The 18577-nt window shown below is 57.3% G+C and carries 15 protein-coding genes; 9 read left to right on the top strand and 6 right to left on the bottom strand.

Features of this window, described 5'->3' with window-relative positions; genetic code table 11:
* The first annotated feature begins 21 nt into the window (after positions 1–21).
* Together QP868_RS02880 and ppk2 are read left to right on the top strand one after the other, a co-directional pair.
* Positions 22–594, top strand: a complete 573-nt coding sequence (locus QP868_RS02880; RefSeq protein WP_284925152.1) for a hypothetical protein — start codon at positions 22–24, stop codon at positions 592–594.
* 57 nt (positions 595–651) lie between these two features.
* A complete protein-coding gene (gene ppk2, locus QP868_RS02875; RefSeq protein WP_005884607.1) occupies positions 652–1554 on the top strand; it encodes a polyphosphate kinase 2 in 903 nt (300 codons plus the stop codon).
* Between the two features lie 86 nt (positions 1555–1640).
* Here the strand turns inward: ppk2 and QP868_RS02870 are convergent, their stop codons facing one another.
* Both QP868_RS02870 and QP868_RS02865 read right to left on the bottom strand, forming a co-directional pair.
* Positions 1641–2759: a TIGR01906 family membrane protein gene (locus QP868_RS02870; RefSeq protein ID WP_284925151.1), complete on the bottom strand. Its 1119-nt coding sequence runs from the start codon at positions 2757–2759 to the stop codon at positions 1641–1643.
* Between the two features lie 80 nt (positions 2760–2839).
* The gene (locus tag QP868_RS02865) at positions 2840–3757 is read right to left on the bottom strand and encodes an AEC family transporter (protein ID WP_284925150.1); all 918 of its coding nucleotides are present in this window, start codon (positions 3755–3757) and stop codon (positions 2840–2842) included.
* An 80-nt stretch (positions 3758–3837) separates the two neighbouring features.
* On the opposite strand from QP868_RS02865, the gene hrpA reads away from it, so the two are divergent.
* Complete coding sequence (gene hrpA / locus QP868_RS02860) at positions 3838–7779, top strand: ATP-dependent RNA helicase HrpA (protein ID WP_284925149.1); 3942 nt, start codon at positions 3838–3840, stop codon at positions 7777–7779.
* Here hrpA and QP868_RS02855 read toward each other — a convergent pair.
* A complete protein-coding gene (locus QP868_RS02855; protein WP_156798204.1) occupies positions 7747–8094 on the bottom strand; it encodes a hypothetical protein in 348 nt (115 codons plus the stop codon). The two genes, hrpA and QP868_RS02855, sit on opposite strands and share 33 nt — an antisense overlap.
* A gap of 46 nt (positions 8095–8140) precedes the next feature.
* Between QP868_RS02855 and QP868_RS02850 the strand changes: the two genes are divergently transcribed.
* The 5 genes from QP868_RS02850 to QP868_RS02830 all read left to right on the top strand — a co-directional run bounded on the left by QP868_RS02850 (position 8141) and on the right by QP868_RS02830 (position 13851).
* Complete coding sequence (locus QP868_RS02850) at positions 8141–9733, top strand: peptide chain release factor 3 (RefSeq protein WP_284925148.1); 1593 nt, start codon at positions 8141–8143, stop codon at positions 9731–9733.
* A gap of 117 nt (positions 9734–9850) precedes the next feature.
* The gene (locus QP868_RS02845; RefSeq protein ID WP_284925147.1) at positions 9851–10933 is read left to right on the top strand and encodes an inositol-3-phosphate synthase; all 1083 of its coding nucleotides are present in this window, start codon (positions 9851–9853) and stop codon (positions 10931–10933) included.
* A 169-nt stretch (positions 10934–11102) separates the two neighbouring features.
* Positions 11103–12632, top strand: a complete 1530-nt coding sequence (locus QP868_RS02840) for an AbgT family transporter (RefSeq protein WP_473964620.1) — start codon at positions 11103–11105, stop codon at positions 12630–12632.
* A 120-nt stretch (positions 12633–12752) separates the two neighbouring features.
* The gene (locus tag QP868_RS02835) at positions 12753–13544 is read left to right on the top strand and encodes a Bax inhibitor-1/YccA family protein (RefSeq protein ID WP_005884590.1); all 792 of its coding nucleotides are present in this window, start codon (positions 12753–12755) and stop codon (positions 13542–13544) included.
* A gap of 1 nt (position 13545) precedes the next feature.
* Positions 13546–13851, top strand: a complete 306-nt coding sequence (locus tag QP868_RS02830; RefSeq protein WP_284925145.1) for a hypothetical protein — start codon at positions 13546–13548, stop codon at positions 13849–13851.
* A gap of 9 nt (positions 13852–13860) precedes the next feature.
* On the opposite strand, the gene QP868_RS02825 is transcribed toward QP868_RS02830, so the two are convergent.
* On the bottom strand, positions 13861–15522 hold the full coding sequence (locus QP868_RS02825; RefSeq protein ID WP_284925144.1) for a DUF885 domain-containing protein: 1662 nt from the start codon (positions 15520–15522) through the stop codon (positions 13861–13863).
* 76 nt (positions 15523–15598) lie between these two features.
* On the opposite strand from QP868_RS02825, the gene QP868_RS02820 reads away from it, so the two are divergent.
* A complete protein-coding gene (locus QP868_RS02820; RefSeq protein WP_284925143.1) occupies positions 15599–16768 on the top strand; it encodes an MFS transporter in 1170 nt (389 codons plus the stop codon).
* Here the strand turns inward: QP868_RS02820 and QP868_RS02815 are convergent, their stop codons facing one another.
* Both QP868_RS02815 and QP868_RS02810 read right to left on the bottom strand, forming a co-directional pair.
* Complete coding sequence (locus tag QP868_RS02815) at positions 16769–16960, bottom strand: hypothetical protein (RefSeq protein WP_284925142.1); 192 nt, start codon at positions 16958–16960, stop codon at positions 16769–16771.
* Positions 16957–18534 (bottom strand): acyl-CoA carboxylase subunit beta, encoded by a 1578-nt coding sequence (locus QP868_RS02810; RefSeq protein ID WP_284925141.1) that lies wholly within the window; start codon positions 18532–18534, stop codon positions 16957–16959. The genes QP868_RS02815 and QP868_RS02810 overlap by 4 nt, the downstream gene beginning before the upstream one ends.
* Positions 18535–18577: the final 43 nt, after the last annotated feature.

Raw genomic sequence — 18577 nt, 5'->3', positions numbered from 1 at the left:
ATCCCCATAAGAAATAGGACTATGAAACTCACACCTCACCGTGCCTTACTCGCTGCCACCTCGGCCTGCCTGGCCCTTGCGCTCGCAGGCTGCGGTGGCGGGGACGAGCAACCCTCGAACCCCAACCCTGCAAAGAAACCGCTTGCTACCGAAGCACCCCCAGCCCCTGAACCGAACGGTGACGAAGCAGATCCAGAGGCCTACCGCGGAACCGTTGCGGGAACAGAAAACGGGTACTACTTCAGCAACGCGGACCGTTCGTACTCGTGCACAATTGGTGAAACCTTTGTGGGTTGCAACTCCTCAAACCTCCCTGACGACGTGCCGGAACTCAAGAACACGTACGGGCAGAAAGAGAAAGCCGACTCAGTCGCGATGGACTACGGCAAGGCAGCGAAATTCCAAGCCACGTCCAATCCCACGTACACCTACCTGGCAACAGAACACGCCCCCGAAGGCGGCCAAGAACTACCGGCAGGCGTCAAACTCACCGCCCACGACACCACGTGCACCGTGACGGACGACGGGGGAGTGTCGTGCACTCACAAAGACCATGGATTTACCGTGACGCCTAAGAAGGCAGACCTTCACTAGCACACAAAACACGCGTACTTCATCGACTAGGCTGTAGTTATAGGGCAAAGGAGAGTCATGCACCCACATCAGAAAGAAAATCTGCGCGAATACATCGACAAACTCCGTACCGAAGGCTACACGGTGGTCAACGGGCACACACCAGATCCTGACCTCATTGATCCAGGCGGCCGCGCAGTTGAAACGTGGCGCGAAGGCTACCCGTATGACACGCTCATGACTCGTTCCGAGTACGAACAGGAGAAGTACAAACTCCAGATCGAACTCTTGAAGTTCCAGTACTACGGCCAAGACCACGGTCTGCGTCACGTTCTGGTGTTCGAAGGGCGCGACGCGGCAGGTAAGGGTGGAACTATTAAGCGGTTCACCGAACACCTCAACCCGCGTGCAGCTCGTGTTGTTGCACTTAACAAGCCCACTGAACAGGAATCGGGTCAGTGGTACTTCCAGCGTTACGTCAAGCACTTGCCCACACGTGGCGAAATCGTGATGTTCGACCGGTCGTGGTACAACCGCGCCAACGTTGAGCGCGTAATGGGCTTCTGTACCGACAGCCAGTACGAAGAGTTCATGGTGCAGGCTCCACTGTTTGAAAAGATGCTGGTGGAGTCCGGTATTCACCTGACCAAATTCTGGTTCTCGGTGACCGAACACGAACAGCGCACACGCTTTGCGATTCGTCAGATCGACCCTGTTCGCCAGTGGAAACTCTCACCCATGGACCTCGAATCCCTGGGCCGTTGGGATGACTACACGGAAGCGAAAGAACAGACGTTCTTGCGCACTGACACGGACCACGCTCCGTGGATTACGGTGAAGTCCAACGACAAGAAGCGTGCCCGCCTCAACGCTATGCGCTATTTCCTCAACTCTGTCGAATACGAAGACAAAGACACCTCAGTGGTGTACCCGCCAGACCCTAAGATCGTGATCCGTGGTCGCGACGCAGTAGGTGACTAAGGCCTAGGCAACGAAGGCGCGATGCGTAAGGCCCTCAGAGCTTCAAGCTCTGAGGGCCTTACGCATGTAGTCAGGTCTAGCTAAAACTACGCCTTTTTCGCGGCGTCACGGGCCAGTTTGCGCTTCTTGTGCCCGATGCGACTCAAGGCGATGAACAGAATCGAAATCAGCACCACGAAGCCTGCGACAAAGATTCCCGCGTCAATCCAGAACTGTGGTGGGAACAGGCGAATGAGCGAATCGTCCAAGTAGAACTGCCAGGTTCCTGAAGCGAAGAACATGTCGTGGAATCCGGTGAAGAACCGATCCCATCCCACAAGAGCTAGAACCGTCAAAACCGCGAACAGCACCAGTGTGACAATCCCTGACCAGCGCAGCGCGTGGTGGAGTCCTGGGCCGTATTTCCTTCCCAAGTACACTGCGGAAATGAGTGACAGGATCACGCCCACGATCGCAATGAATACGAGCAACGTGACCAGGCCTTTCACATCGGCCATGTGGGCAATTTCGCCGTCGGTGAAGACCGGTTTGCCGTCAGGGAAGACTACGTCTGCCAGATAGCGCGACGAGTCGCCGTTGAACAGATAGTCCGTCACATAGGACGCGTAGTGGAGCCGGTCATCGGAATGGAAACCGTATTCGTCCTTGGGGAACCACGGGCTGATGAAGTATTCGAACCGCAAGAACATGCCACTTGCCGCGATCTTGACTGCAAGCGCTACAAGCATGAAAGGCATTGACGCAACAATGATCGCGGTAGCGATGAAATCGAGGAACCCAAAGCGGTGATACAAGCCGGGTTTCGCCGCCGAGGTGGTGGCTGTCGACGCTGCGGTTCCCGAGGTCGTTGTCGCAGCCGTGGAACCGCCGGCGGGTGCCGGAGCTGGCATGACTCGGGTGGGTTCATCGCGTTCGGCTGGGCGTGCCGAGGAGTGTTGGCGTTTGACCGAAGTTTCTCTGGTTGGGGCGGACTCATGTGTGTCCTTGGTGTCCTTCGAAGCGACCTTAGAGGTGTCCGTGGTTTCCGAGGACTTTTTGCCGGGCCCGTCGGAAAGGAGCGCCCACTCTTCATCGCTGAGCATGCTGGGTTTCTCCGGTGTGCTCTCGCGTGGAAACGCGTCGAACTGCGCGGTCGCTTCCGGATCGTCGTCCTGTGCGTTCATGCGTCGCGAAACGAGGTCGTCAGAGTTCTTGTCAGTAGCCACACACCTATTGTTCGTGGTTTTGCCCGGGCGGTGGGGGATCGACACACCTTTAAGCCACGGTGGCGAGCAGCGTCACATGCTCAAGCCAGCAGTACGGTCACAATGACAACGGCCGGAATTGACAACAGTGTGGTGATGAAAACGACGTCACGGGTCACCACCTCGGACTGCCGGTACTTCAGAGCGTTAATGTACACGTTTTGCGCGGTAGGAAGCGCCGACGTCACCACAATCGCTAACAGATCGCCACCTGAGTACCCCAAGAGCGGGCCACCAATGAGCCACGCGACAAACGGGTGAACGACAAGTTTGAGAAACGTCATCGCAGTCAACTGCGTGCGCGTGCCAGGCTGAGGTAACGTCCACCCGTCCTTGAGCGAAATGCCAAAAGCCATGAGGGTCAGCGGAACAGACGTGGCACCCAACATGGCAATGGGATCAGCCAAAACAGCTGGCAGTTTAAAGCCGGTGACAGAGGCGATCAACCCCGCGACAGACCCAATCAAAATGGGGTTAGTGAACACTCGAATGATGGGGCGCCACCATTCGGCCCCCACAGTTCGCGTCGCATCCAAAATGGCGAAACCAATCGGAGCCAAAACAATAATTTGGAACAAAAGAACCGGTGGAATCGCATTCAAACTGCCCAACACATATGTGGCGATGGGGATTCCCAAGTTTCCAATGTTGACGTACGACACCGACCAACCCGCCACGGTCGCTTCTCCCAAAGAACGACCTCGGGCGCGGGTAAACACGAACATCACCACCGCCATGAGCAAGGCCGACCCGGCCGTTGCAAACAATGCCGGAGTAAATACCTGCGACACCGGCGTGGATGCGATCGTGGTGAACATCAGGGCAGGGGTTCCCACAAAAAACACGGTGTTTGCCAGCACCTGCTGACCTTGCGATCCCAGAACACCCGAACGCCCCAAAAGGAAACCGGCCAAAATAATGCAACCGATAACCCCGAAACCTTCAAGTGCTCCCAGCATCGTTCTCCTTCCTGCCAACCTAGGTTACGGGGTAGTCCACGTCTGATGTTGACGTGTCCACACGGTAGCCTAGAGACGCAATGAACTCACCGGGGAAGCGTCGCGGTAGGCGACGAGGAAAAGCACACGCGCACAACAACCACGCTTTGACGCACAAGCGAATCGAAGCGCGCAAAGCCGTTGACCCTATATTCCACTACCCGGAAGAACTGCCCGTCAGTGCTGCCCGAGGTGAAATCGCCCAAGCGCTCAAAGACCACCAAGTGATCGTGGTGGCAGGTGAGACCGGCTCCGGGAAGACCACCCAGTTGCCCAAACTGTGCATGGAGCTGGGGTATGGGATCAACGGCATGATTGGTCACACTCAGCCACGCCGAATCGCCGCCCGGTCTGTGGCCACTAGGATCGCGGAAGAAACCGGGGTTGAACTAGGTGAAGGCGTGGGCTATCAGGTGCGGTTCACCGCCCACACGGACGACTCCACCCGGGTCAAAGTCATGACCGACGGGATCCTGCTCGCGGAACTCCAACACGACAAATACCTGCGCGCCTATGACGTCATCATTATCGACGAAGCCCACGAACGTAGCCTCAACATCGACTTCCTTCTAGGGTTCCTGGCCCGGCTGTTACCCAAACGCCCCGATCTCAAGGTGATTATCACCTCGGCCACGATTGACCCCGAATCCTTTTCTCAACACTTTGCGAACGCCCCCATTGTGAGCGTGTCCGGCCGCACCTACCCGGTGGAAATGCGGTACCGGCCACTCGAAGGCGCCGGAAGCGACGATGACACCGACGGCCCCGGCACCGACGGCACGTACGACACGGGAACAGCCGACCAAACCGACGGAATCCTCGACGCCGTTGACGAACTTTCCCGCGAAGAACCCGGTGACATCCTGGTGTTCTTATCCGGTGAACGCGAAATCCGAGACACCGCCGACGCCCTCAGCAGCCACCTACGCAAAAAAGGCGCGCGGTACAGCCAGTGGGAGATTGTGCCACTATTTGGGCGTCTCTCAGCAGCCGAACAACAACGCGTTTTCGCCGCCCACAGCTCCACGCGCGTAGTCCTTGCCACCAACGTGGCAGAAACCTCGCTCACGGTGCCTGGAATCAAATACGTGATCGACGCGGGAACGGCGCGCATCTCGCGGTACTCCAACCGCACAAAAGTCCAACGCCTGCCCATCGAGCGCATTTCGCAAGCCTCGGCCCGTCAGCGCGCCGGGCGCGCCGGGCGTACCAGCCCTGGAATCTGTATTCGCCTCTACAGCGAAGAAGACTTCAACACCCGCCCGGAATACACCGACCCGGAAATCCTCCGCACTCACTTGGCCAGCGTGGTCCTCCAAATGCTCACGCTGGGGCTGGTGCAAAACGAAAATGACATCCTTTCCTTCCCGTTCCTCACCCCACCGGACTCCGCCGCCGTGCGCTCAGGTGCCGCGTTGCTTTCCGAACTGGGCGCGATTCGAAAAGAAAACGGGCGGTTGCGCCTGACTAAGTTGGGCCGCGCTCTGGGTGCGCTCCCCATTGACCCGCGCATGGCACGCATTGTGATGGCCGGCGTGGAATACGGGGTTGCCGCCGAGGTCGTTGTCATCGTGGCAGCGCTCTCCCTACAGGACCCACGCGAACGCCCAACTGAGATGCGAGCGCAAGCGGATGAAAAACACGCCCGGTTTGCCCGCCCCGCATCCGACTTCATGAGTTACATCGCGCTGTGGAACTACGTGCACGAACAGTCCCAGAAGCTTTCGACCTCTAAGCTGCGCAAACTGTGCAAGGACGAATTCATTAACTTCGTGCGAGTCCGCGAATGGATGGACTTGGTCACCCAGCTGTGCACCATGCTCAAGTCTGCGGGCCACCCCATTGAGAAGCCCGGTGGGGGATTAGGGGCAGGGGACCAGGACCCAGCGATTCACACGGCCCTTTTGACTGGGCTGCTGTCCTCGATCGGGGCCAAAACCCATAACTCACCCGACTACTTGGGCGCTCGCGGAACCCGGTTTAGGATCTTCCCTGGTTCTGGGCTGTTTAAGACTAAACCGGACCTGGTGGTAGCTGCCGAACTCGTTGAGACCTCACGCTTGTGGGCGCGCACCGTGGCGAAAATCGACCCTGACTGGGTGATCAAAGCCGCGGGTCCTCTCATTCGTCACCAGTACTCCGAACCGCACTGGTCCACCAAAAAAGGGCAAGCGTTCGTGTACGACCACACGAGCCTGTACGGAGTCGCGCTGACCTCGGACACCCGGGTTGGGTACGCGCGTATCAACCCGGCGGAAGCCCGTGACATGTTTATTCGCCACGCCCTCATTGACGGGGAATGGAACGAAGATCACGCGTTCGTGCGCCACAACGAAAAAGCGCTCCGTACTGCTCACCAACTGGCCGACCGCATGCGCGACAACCGGCTACGGGCAGATGATGAACTTCTCTTCGAGTTCTACGACCAAGCCTTGCCTGCAAAAGTGACGTCTGCACCGTCCTTTAACGCGTGGTGGAAAAAAGCCCGCCAAGCCAACCCTGTTGCCCTCAACATCGACCCGGATGCACTGGTAGCCGGGAACACTGATGAAGCGCGTGAAACCGCGGCAGCAGCCTTCCCGCTCGAATGGAAACTGCGCGGATTACCCGAGAACGTCAAACCTAACGCCAAGCTGCGCTACACATATGACCCAGGTGCTGACAGCGACGGTGTCACGATCCACCTCAACGAACAGCAGGCCACCCACGCCGACCCAGCACAGTTCACGTGGCAAGTGCCCGGACTGCGCTTAGAACTCATCACCGCGCTCATTCGTGCGCTCCCTAAAGCAAAGCGCAAATACTTTGTTCCCGCGCCCAATGTTGCACGTGAGCTCAATCAACAGCTCGAACCCTATGAGGGCACACTTGAAGACGCGGTAGCGCAGGCACTCACCGCACGGGCAGGAGGTGGGGAACTCACCGACCTCATGCCCATCGACGTCCACGCCCACGACTTCGACACCGAACGCATCCCACCACACTTGCGGATGCGCATCATCGTCCACCAATCCCGCAAAAAACCTAGCCAACTAGCGGAGTTCCTCAAGGCCCGCGCCGAATCGAAGAGCTCGGCCCCCACACCACGCACTGAACCCGCAACCCGGGCAGGCGAGCAACCACGGACAGCGGGGGCGACCTCGGCGTTTACCCCCGTCACCGGCGTGACGAAGTGGCGCTGGGACAGCCTGCCGGCGGGCAGCACCCTGATAGACCGGGGAGGGCACGTGGACCTGGAGGAAGTGGAAGATGCTGGGCGCGCCCGGCTCATCCACGACCGAGGTGTTGCCCGGCTGATTGCGCGTAACTGTGCAGAAGCGCGCGCCTATGTGGTGGGTGGGCTGGCACACGCAGACAAACTGGTGCTGGCGGGGCAACCGAACGACATTGTGAGCGACTGCGTTTATAGTGCGGTCCATGGCATTGTGGTTCAACATGAACCCGTGCGCGATCGCGAGGCGTACTCGGCGTGCGAACGTGCGGTTAACGAGCAGATTCTTAGCGCGCTAGAAAAAACGCTTGCCCACACTGTGAAGACACTCACTGTGGCGCAGGCCGTCTTCAAGCTCATCAGTAAATCTTCGTCACTGGAAATTCTGACCGGGCTCACCGATGTGAAAGAACACGTGGAAACGCTCACCCACCCCGGCTGGGTTGCCCACGTTCACCCCAGATTCCTTCCCCGATACCCCGCGTATCTGGAAGCCGCCCGGATTCGCACAGAAAAAATGGGGCAACAACCCGCCCGCGACCGCCAATTCATGGACCGGATTCACACAGTGCAAAGCGCAATCACACAACGTGCCCCGGCGTTCACGCCCGAAACCGTGGGTCTATTGCCACCGGCGTGGCAAGACGTGGTGTTTGATGTGGAAGAACTCCGGATCTCGCTGTGGGCTCCGCAGGTCCAAGCCGCGCACCCGGTATCCGAACAGCGGATCCTCAAAGCGCTAAAACAGTGCGCCCGAGAACACCCAGCTTAAAGGTAAAAGACCAGCCGCGACGACCGCAACAACACACCAGATGACGCGCCACTTGAACGTCTTGCGAACAAGAGCGACCCAAAGCGCAATCAACACAGTAGCGATTGCCAACCACGCTGCAGAAGACAAGAAAAACATGAACGCCAGCACCGGGAAGTCAACTCCCAGTTCCACCATGGGTTTCATAAAGTCCGCCGCCAACAGGGAGAAACGCACAGACAGAACCAAGAGAGGAATACAGACAATCGCAGCAACCACAACGGGCCACAGGCGGTTGCGGTGCGGGTCGACTCGAACCTTGGAGAACTCTTCCACGCCCTCCACTGTACGGGAGACACATGGGCACACATAGAATGGTGCGGTGACTCCAACAGACTTCAGCCCTAAAGAGATTCGCACGCAGGCCCAGCGACGTCGCACATTTGCGGTGATTTCGCACCCGGACGCCGGTAAATCGACGCTGACAGAAGCTCTGGCCCTTCACGCCCGCGTCATTGGGCAGGCGGGTGCAACACATGGCAAGGCTGGGCGACGGTCGACCGTGTCCGACTGGATGAAAATGGAGCAGGACCGCGGAATCTCGATTTCCTCAGCAGCACTCCAATTCGAGTACCGCGACACCGTCATCAACCTCATCGACACCCCTGGTCACGCGGATTTTTCTGAGGACACGTACCGTGTACTGTCCTCGGTCGACCTCACCATCATGCTTGTCGATGCGGCTAAAGGGCTAGAAACCCAGACCATGAAGCTCTTTGACGTGTGTAAGCACCGCGAAATTCCCATCATCACCGTGATCAACAAGTGGGACCGGCCCGGTATTGACGCGCTCGAACTCATGGATGAAATTGTGCAACGCACCGGCATGGTGCCCACGCCACTGACATGGCCGGTGGGTCAGTCCGGTGATTTCCGAGGTGTTCTCAACCGGGAAGACGGTACGTACACCAAGTTCACGCGCACGGACGGTGGAGCCACCATCGCCGGTGAAGAAACGATGGACGCCGAGGCCGCCGAAGAGCTCGAAGGTGACGCGTGGACGAATGCGGTGGACGAATCAGACCTCTTGGAACTCGAAGACCAAAACTACGACGAAGAATCGTTCCTGGCTGGACGCACCACCCCTGTCATGTTCGCATCAGCGGTTCTGAACTTTGGCGTGCACAAGATCCTGGACACGCTGGTCGACATCGCCCCACCGGCACATGCGCGGATTGATGTGGACGGAAACCCGCGAGAAGTGGACGCGCCGTTTTCTGGTTTCGTGTTCAAAGTGCAAGCAGGCATGGACTCTAACCACCGCGACCGCTTAGCGTACGTGCGCGTGTGTTCGGGAGTATTTGAACGTGGCATGGTGGTTACGCACGCTGCCACCGGAAAACCTTTTGCCACTAAATATGCTCAGCAGGTTTTTGGGCGCGACCGAGAAGTCATCGACACGGCTTTTCCCGGAGACGTGGTGGGTCTGGTCAACGCATCAGCCCTGCGAGTAGGGGATTCGCTGTACCTCGACGAACCAGTTTCTTTTCCGCCCATTCCGTCGTTCTCACCCGAACACTTCATGGTGATTCGCGCCAAGGACTCCTCGAAGTACAAACAGTTCAGGCGAGGAATTGAGCAACTGGACCACGAAGGTGTCATCCAGGTTTTGCGTTCTGACCTGCGCGGTGATCAAGCACCAGTTCTGGGTGCGGTGGGGCCTATGCAGTTCGAAGTTGCAGAAGATCGCATGCAAAACGAATTTAACGCCCCGTGCACGCTTGAACGTCTGGCGTACACAATCGCACGTCGAACTGTCCAAGAAGACATCCCAACCCTTGCCCGGGAACGTAGCGTCGAAGTCTTGCAACGCTCCGACGGCACACTGTTGGCCCTGTTTTCTGACAGGTGGAGGCTCCAAGGAGTTGAGCGTGAACACCCCAACCTCACACTCGAACCCTTAGTTGTGACATAACGCACGCATTGCTCAATTGCAGGAACAGGAATACCAGGTCCACGTTGAACGTTAGGATAGAGTGTCCGGTGTCTTAACGACGCTTGACGCGGTTGTTTAAAGGAGAGTAAGAGCACAGTGGGAAACCCAATTCGCGTAGCCATCGCAGGGCTCGGAAACTGCGCGACTTCCCTCATTCAGGGAGTCGAATACTACCGGGACGCTCAAGCGGACGAACAGATTCCAGGTCTCATGCATGTTCAGTTCGGTGACTATCACGTCAGCGACCTCGAATTCGTCGCCGCCTTTGATGTAGACGCGAAGAAGGTAGGTCAGGACATCGCTGACGCGATCTTGGCCAGCGAAAACAACACCATCAAAATTGCAGACGTACCAACCACCGGGGTGACGGTCAAACGTGGTCCCACCCTGGACGGTCTTGGCAAGTACTACCTTGAAACGATCGAAGAGTCACAAGAAGAACCGGTAGACGTTGCACAAGTTTTGCGTGACGAAAAGGTCGACGTACTGGTGTGCTACCTCCCGGTTGGCTCTCAAAAGGCCACCGAGTACTACGCTCAGGCGTGCATTGACGCCAAGGTCGCTTTTGTTAACGCCCTTCCCGTGTTTATCGCTGGAACCAAGGAATGGGACGACAAGTTCAAAGAAGCTGGCGTTCCGATCGTTGGCGACGACATCAAGAGCCAAATCGGTGCCACCATCACCCACCGCGTCATGGCCAAACTGTTCGAAGACCGTGGAGTTATTCTGGACCGCACGTACCAGCTCAACGTGGGCGGAAACATGGACTTCAAAAACATGCTCGAACGTGAGCGCCTGGAGTCAAAGAAGATCTCCAAAACACAGGCGGTCACTTCTAACACCTCGGCGAAACTAGAAAGCCGAGACGTCCACATTGGCCCAAGCGACTACGTTCAGTGGTTGGACGACCGTAAGTGGGCGTACGTTCGCTTGGAAGGTCGCAACTTTGGTGATGCACCAGTGTCGCTGGAATACAAACTCGAAGTGTGGGACTCACCGAACTCCGCTGGTGTCATTATTGACGCGGTCCGGGCGGCAAAGATTGGTTTGGACCGAGGTATCGGAGGCGCACTGCTGTCCGCCAGCTCGTACTTCATGAAGTCACCTCCCGAGCAGCAAAACGACGACCTTGCGCGCCAAGCCGTCGAAGACTTTATCGCGGGCAAAGTATCTAACTAGGCCTGCCACCTGCAGAAACTCGGAACATCGCCTGGTGTTCCGAGTTTTTCTTTGGTTGCACGCAGTCTTAGGTTTTCCTGTAAAGTTCTGGTTTATTCTGCGAAAAACCACAAGGAGGTCTCGCGTGTCAGCTCCTGCCACCAAGCACAAGGACGACCTGAACTGGCTCATGCGCCTGCTCATCGTCATCGAAAAAGCAGGTAATAAACTGCCACACCCGTTCTGGCTGTTCTTGTCCCTGGCCGTCATCGTCATGCTCATTTCCTGGGTGGCATCAGCAGCAGGTCTGTCTGCAGTCAACCCTGCAAAAGGTGAAACCATCAACGCGGTTAACCTGACGTCCTCAGAGTCGCTGGGCGCTATCGTTTCCGGTGTTGTTGAAAACTACGTCACCTTCCCAGCCCTGGGACTCGTTCTCGTTGTTCTTTTTGGTGTCGCAGTAGCAGAGCGCTCCGGCCTGATCCCAGCGATCATGCGTGCGGCACTCATGAGCGCATCCCCCAAATGGGTCACCGTGATCGTCGCCCTGGTGGGAACCGCGTCCTCGGTTGCCTCAGACGCTGCCTACATGATCGTGATTCCCTTGGGCGGTATTGCGTTCAAAGCAGTTGGGCGAAACCCCATCATCGGGTGTGCCGTGGCCTATGCTGCAACTTCCGGTGGGTACTCGGCCGCCCCTATGGTCAACAGCCTCGACGCAATCTTGGGTGGTCTTTCCACGAGTGCGGCCGCGATCATTGACCCTGAATACGTCGTGACGCCAGTGGACAACTTCTACTTCAACTTTGTGTCGATGTTTGTTGTGGCCGGTGCGATTGTGCTCGTCACGGAAACCTTGCTGAAAAAGCGCGGCGAGGATCTCAAACCTGATGAGGTCGAAAACGACACAAGCGACACCTCCACTGACGCTGATCTGACGAAGAAGCTCACTCCTGTTGAAAAGCGGGGCATGTGGATCGCTCTCATTGCCACCGTCCTCTGTGGTGTTCTGCTGTTCGTACTGGCCCTGCCAGAAGGTTCGTTCTTGCGTGACGAAGAAGGAGCGTTTGGTCCCAAGTCGCCACTCATGGCCGGTATCGCAGCGATTATCGGGTTCGGATTCTTTGTTGTCGGTATTGTCTACGGGATCGCCACCAAGTCCATCAAGCGCCCGTCTGATGTTCCCGACATGATTGTCCAGGGGCTTACCCCGATGGTTCCTGTGTTGCTCTTGTTCTTTGCAGCCTCACAGTTCCTGGCGCTGTTCAAGATGAGCAAGCTGGGTGAGATTCTGGCTATTAAAGGCGCGGAGTTCTTCCAGAGCGCCAACACCCCAGCCATCGTGATCCTGTTCGGAGCGTACATCCTGACTGCTGTAGGAGCACTGTTTATCACTTCGGGATCCGGTCTGTGGACGCTGATGGCTCCAGTGCTCGTGCCTATGCTGATGCTTCTGGGAATTGCTCCCGAGGTGACCCAGGCGGTTTACCGCATTGGTGACTCCACCACGAACATCGTGTCACCCATGAGCCCGTACTTCGTCATGATTCTGGGCTTCGTTCAGAGGTACAAGAAGGATGCTGGAATCGGAACACTCCTGTCCCTGACCATCCCACTCTCTTTTGCGATGTTCGTCGCCTGGGGACTTCTGTTCTTCGGATGGTGGGCAACGGGTATCCCCATGGGTCCCGGTGCGCAGACCACCTACGAACTTCCATAGAGCGCTGACTTTTTGCAGAAAAAAACCACTGGGCGGAACAAAATCACTCGCCCGGTGGTTTTTTCATACAGACAGATCGTTCAGTTAGGCTTAGATATACCAAACACAGGAGGAATTTTTATGAGTAACCCTCTCATGGGCCGCTCAGTTCGCCAGGGGATGAACTCCGTTCAGACTCCTTCGGCAGATGAACTGAACTCGATGTACATGGCACCTTCGGCGACCACGGAACACCGTGTTCAGCAAGACCGCATGATGACGTACGACGACGTTTACATGAAGTCGCTACTGTCGTTTGGTGTCCTGCTTGCAGGTGCAGCCGTTGGCTGGTTTGTCCCAATGCTCGCGCTTCCAGCATGCATTATTGCTCTTGTGCTGGGGCTCATTAACGGATTTAAGCGCGAACCTTCACCTGTCCTGATCCTGACCTTTGCAGTGTTCGAAGGTGTGTTCGTTGGTGGAATCTCCAAAATCTTCAACATGCAGTATGCAGGCATCGTCATGCAGGCCGTTCTGGCGACGCTGGCTGTGTTCGGACTGATGTTTGCGCTGTTTAAGTTCCGCGTCATTCGCATGTCACCCAAGTTCACCAAGTTCCTCATGTTGGCCGTGGGTGGCTACGCAATCTTTGCGCTCATTAACTTTGCCTTCGCAATGTTCTCCGGTGGCAGCATGAACGCTCGCACCATCGACATCAGCATCATGGGCATCAACATGCCACTGGGTGTTTTGATTTCGGGAGTCGCAGTCATTTTGGCAGCGCTCACCTTGGTCAGCGACTTCGACATGATCGAAAAGAGTGTTGGCCGCATCCCAGAGAAGTACTCGTGGATGTGTGCGTTTAGCCTCATGACATCGCTCGTGTGGCTGTACGTTGAAATCCTGCGTATTCTTTCGTACTTCCGAGACTGACATGAGCACGCACGCGGAAGATCTTCACGATGAGATCCGCCGTCTGCGAATCCGCATTTCCAGTTTCACAACTGCACAGTTAAACGCTCCCGACGCGAACAATGTTTCGCGCCGGGAGCGTATTCGTATGAGCCTTCAGGAGCTGGCTGATGTGCGCGCTACTGGAGTCGTTCCGCAACTGAGCGACCGGGTTCTCGCTGACCAAGTGGTTGTCCTGCTGATGGACTGCCAACCTGAATACGGCGCTTCAGACGATCAGACTCGGCAAGCATTGGGCATCGCTCAAGACATACGCAGAAGGCTGTGACTCACTCCGTCACAAGGCGCGCATCAGCGTGTCCAAACCGACCGACCCAAGGTTGAGGGCCCGTGAGTGGAAGTCCTTGAGCGAACCACCTGCCGAATCGCGAGCCTGCTCCCATAGTCGCTGACCCACTTTGTATGACGGCGCCTGTCCTGGCCAGCCTAAGTAGCGGTCAAGTTCAAAGGCCAAGAAACTGCGGTCCATTGCGGCGTTGTCGGTGAGGAACTTCCACGCTTTGTCAGCGTCCCACGTGCCACCACCAATGGATTCCGGCGCTTCTTTACCCAGGTGAACACCGATGTCCAAGCACACGCGCGCTGCACGCAAGCGCTGTGAGTCCAGCATCCCAAAGTAGTATGCGGGCTCTTCTAAGAAGCCCTGTTCATGCATGAATCGTTCGGCATAGAGTGCCCACCCTTCTCCGTGGCCGGAAACCCAGCAGAGGTTTCGACGCCATGTGTTGAGCGTGTCACGAAGGTAGGTGGCTTGTGCTACCTGCAGGTGGTGGCCGGGTACACCTTCGTGGTAAACAGTGGTGAGTTCTTGCCACGCGGCGAACGTTTCGACACCTCGGGGGACGGACCACCACATGCGGCCGGGACGGGAGAAATCGTCGGTGGGGCCCGTGTAGTAGATTCCGCCAGTGCCGTCTTCGAGCACCATGCACTCAATGGTTTTGAGCGGCTCAGCAATATCAAAGTGGGTGCCTGCCAGCATGCTGATAGCTTCATCAGCTTTTTCTTGCATCCACGTCTTCAGCCCGTCGAGCCCGTGGATGGTGTACTTGGGGTCCTTGTTCAGCGCTTCGAATGCTTCGGCGAGGCTCGCCCCCGGGTACAGCTGTTCGATGACTTTTTTCTGTTCGGCGTCGATGTGCGCCAGCTGGTCCAGACCCCACTCATAGGTTTCGTCAAGGTCCACTTGAGCACCTAAGAACTGACGAGAGAACAGCTCGTAGTCCTCCCGACCGCACGCGTCGTCCTGAACGGCAAGCGGGGCGATTTCGACCTTGAGGAACTGCGCGATCTGTGCCATCGCGTCCTGCGCGGCCGTTGCAGCTTCCGTGAGTCGCGACTGGAGGGCTTCGTCAGCGGTTCCGCGTGCTTTGGCGATGAACTTGCCGTAGTGGCCATCGGGCTGAGCAAGCTCTTGGGCCTGTTCGATCACGCGTTTAACCTGGCGAATCGCAGGGGCCTTTCCAGAGGCTACTCGGGCTTGTAACGCGTCGCGGTATCCTGCGAGAGCATTGGGGATATTCGCGAGTTTGCCAGCGTTGTGGTCCCAGTCTTCTGCCGTCTGGGTGGGCACCAGGTCAAAGAGGTCGCGAAGCTCCTGAATGGGGGAGGCGATGACGTTGAGATCCCCGGAATCCAGGCCACGTTCGTGAAGTTCGCGTTCGAGCCCTAAGCGTTCACGCATGGCGTCAAGAGTGACGGCGTCGACATCGTCAAGGTCGGCCGAGGTGGCTTCAACACGGTTGAGTTCGGCCAGTGTGCGCGCGTTGAGTTCATCGTGGCGCGCAGCTGCTGCGGGGGAGTAGTCGTCGAGTTCATAAGGGTCGCCGTCGACGCCAGACTCGATTCGCATGGATGAGGAGTTTGCGTACACCTGTCGTGCATATTCTTCGGCAACGTCGTCGACTGCAGACGGGGTGCGAGATGTGTGTATTGTCATGGGTGTATGCTAACAAGCCGGTCGCGGTTCTAGACGGACGCGTTGAAAATTGAAGAGTGTGAGGAGCGGGAGCCATATGAACCGTTTGTGGACGGGTAATTTCATTCTTGCCAGCTGCGTGAACTTCATCGCGGCTATGATGTTCTACCTGCTCATGACGTCGATGGCTTCTTATGCAATCCGCGAATTTGGCGCTGGTCAAGCGGTTGCCGGATTCGCGAGTAGTTCCTTCATTCTGGGCGCGGTGTTCTCCCGCATGCTCGCCGGAAAATACATGGACTTTGTGGGACGGAAGACCCTCGCGTTGGTGTCCATGATTGCGTTCATCGTGCTGGGTGCGGCCTACATTCCCGTTGACAACATTGTTGTCCTCATCGTGATTCGACTCTTACACGGAGCTGCATTCGGGCTCAACAACACAGTGCTATCCGCTGCAGTCCAAACGATGATTCCGCAACATCGCCGGGCAGAAGGCACCGGATACTTTGGCATGACTGTGTCACTGGCAATGGCCCTTGGTCCGTTTGTATCGGTTGTCATGTCCCAGAAGTACGGGATGTTCTGGGTGTTTGTCGTGTGCATCGTGCTCTCGACCGTGGGGACGCTTCTCACCCTCTTCTTGAAGGTGGACGAGCGTACGCCTTCCAGGGAAGAACAGCTCCTCAAATGGAAGTTCCACATCACGTCGTTTATCGATCCGCGTGCGCTTCCAATCGCGAGCATGATGGCCCTGTGCGGGATCGCGTTTTCCCTGGTGCTGTCGTTCCTGGAAGGGTACTCGCACCAGATCGGTGCCGCGGCGGGTGCGAGCTGGTTTTTCATTGTGATGGCAGCGTGCACGTTCACATCGCGGCTATTTGTGGGACGAATTCAAGACACGTACGGCGACGATGTGGTCATGTATCCGATCTTTGTGTTCATGGCCGTCTCATACATCATGCTGGCGACGGCACAAGGGTCTGGCATGGTGATTGCCGCTGCTGTCCCGTTGGGGTTGGGCTTCGGTTCGGTCATGCCGTGTGCACAGGCAATTGTCATCAACCAGTCGGATGCGTCGCGTTACGCACTCGCTGTCGCCACGTTCTTCATTCTGCTCGACACCGGAACTGGCTTGGGACCCGTTCTCATTGGCGGTCTGGCAAATGTGTGGGGGCCACGTTCGATGTACTGGGCCGCTGTTGTGCTGGTGGCGTGCGCAGCCGTCGTGTATGTCATGACCACACGCCGACAACGCAGACCGGAATAATTATGCGCGGTGCGCCCACGACCCGCGTGGCGACTGGCGCACGTTGCGCTGTGGGTCCGCCCACCGGCGTGGTTCTTCCTCGTGGCTTAAGTCACTGGGCTGTAACGCCACCAGGGCGGCAAGGGCGGCCTCTTTTGCAAGGGCCAGTTCTTCTGCCGCCGTGAGAGGTGGCCTCGTGGAGTAGTTGGTCATAGTGGAATGTTCCCGTGTTTGCGCTCAGGCCCCCGCACGTGTTTGTTCCGCAGGGCTCGCAAGCTCCTGACGATCCGCTCGCGGGTCTCCCGAGGTGCGATAACAGCGTCAATGAACCCCGCCTCGGCGGCCTTGTACGGGTTGAGAAGCTCATTTTCGTAGTCCTCGATGAGCTCTGCGCGCAGGGCTTCGACATCTTGCCCTTCTTCGCCTGCCGCTTTGAGTTTGCGACGGTACACGATGTTGGCGGCACCCTGGGCTCCCATGACGGCGATTTGACCCGATGGCCACGCGAGGTTGATGTCAGCGCCCAACTGTTTGGATCCCATCACGCAGTACGCGCCTCCGTAGGCCTTGCGGGTGATGAGCGTGATGAGTGGAACGGTTGCTTCGCCGTACGCGTAGATGAGCTTGGCGCCGCGCCGAATAATGCCGCCCAGCTCTTGGTCCGTTCCAGGGAGGAAACCGGGGACGTCGACGAACGTGAGGATCGGCAGGTTGAACGCATCGCACAAGCGGACGAATCGTGCGGCTTTTTCAGACGCGTCAATGTCGAGGGTTCCCGCTAACTGCATGGGCTGGTTCGCAATGATGCCCACCGAGTGCCCCTCGACACGGGCAAAGGCCGTCACCACATTGGGTGCGAAAAGCTCAGAAACTTCGAGAACATCTTCGTCATCAACCACAGCACGTACGACATCGAGAATGTCATATGGAGTGGATGGCGAGTCCGGCATGATCGAGTCGAGTGCGTAATCGTCCTCGTTCAACTCCAGATCCGCAGGTTGAGGGTAGTGCGGGGCTGGGTCCATGTTGTTTTGTGGAAGGAAGGACAACAGATCACGCACATAGTCCAAAGCGTCGGCTTCATCTTGAGCCAAGTAGTGAGCGTTACCCGAAACCGTGTTGTGGGTACGTCCACCTCCCAGTTCTTCGTGTCCGACTTCTTCGCCCGTTACTGTCTTAATGACGTCGGGGCCGGTGATGTACATGTGGCTAGTGCCATCGACCATGATCGTGAAGTCCGTGAGAGCCGGGGAATATACCGCGCCTCCGGCCGAAGGGCCCATGATGAGGCTGATCTGTGGGATAACCCCGGATGACTGCACATTCCAGTGGAAGATTTCTGCGAACAAGGCGATCGAAGCAACGCCTTCTTGAATGCGCGCTCCACCGGAGTCGTTGATCCCAATGATGGGGCACCCAAGCTTGAGCGCAAGCTTTTGGGTTTTCACGATCTTCTTGCCGTTGGCTTCAGCAAGTGACCCACCCAGGACAGTGAAGTCGTGGGCAAAGACCGCTACCGTGCGACCCGCGATCGTCCCTAAACCACAGACCACGCCGTCGCCGTCGGGGCGGTTCTTTTCCATTCCAAACGCAGTGGAGTCGTGCCGGACAAACTCGTCGATCTCCTGGAAGGTTCCTTCGTCAAGAAGAGCGTCGATGCGTTCGCGGGCGGTTTGTTTCCCTCGCTTGTGCTGGTTGGCGACGGACCGTTCGTTACCGGCGTGAGCTACGCGCCGACGTTCGATAAATTCGGCCAACTTCGCCGCAGTGGTTTTTGCTGAACTCATACTCCCAGACTATCCGCAGGTGACCGGCCATTGTGAATGAGCA

The organism is Brevibacterium sp. UMB1308A (assembly GCF_030230605.1).
Lineage (GTDB): Bacteria > Actinomycetota > Actinomycetes > Actinomycetales > Brevibacteriaceae > Brevibacterium.
The sequence above is the reverse complement of the archived record's forward strand: the minus strand, read 5'-3'. Positions and strand labels throughout refer to the sequence as shown.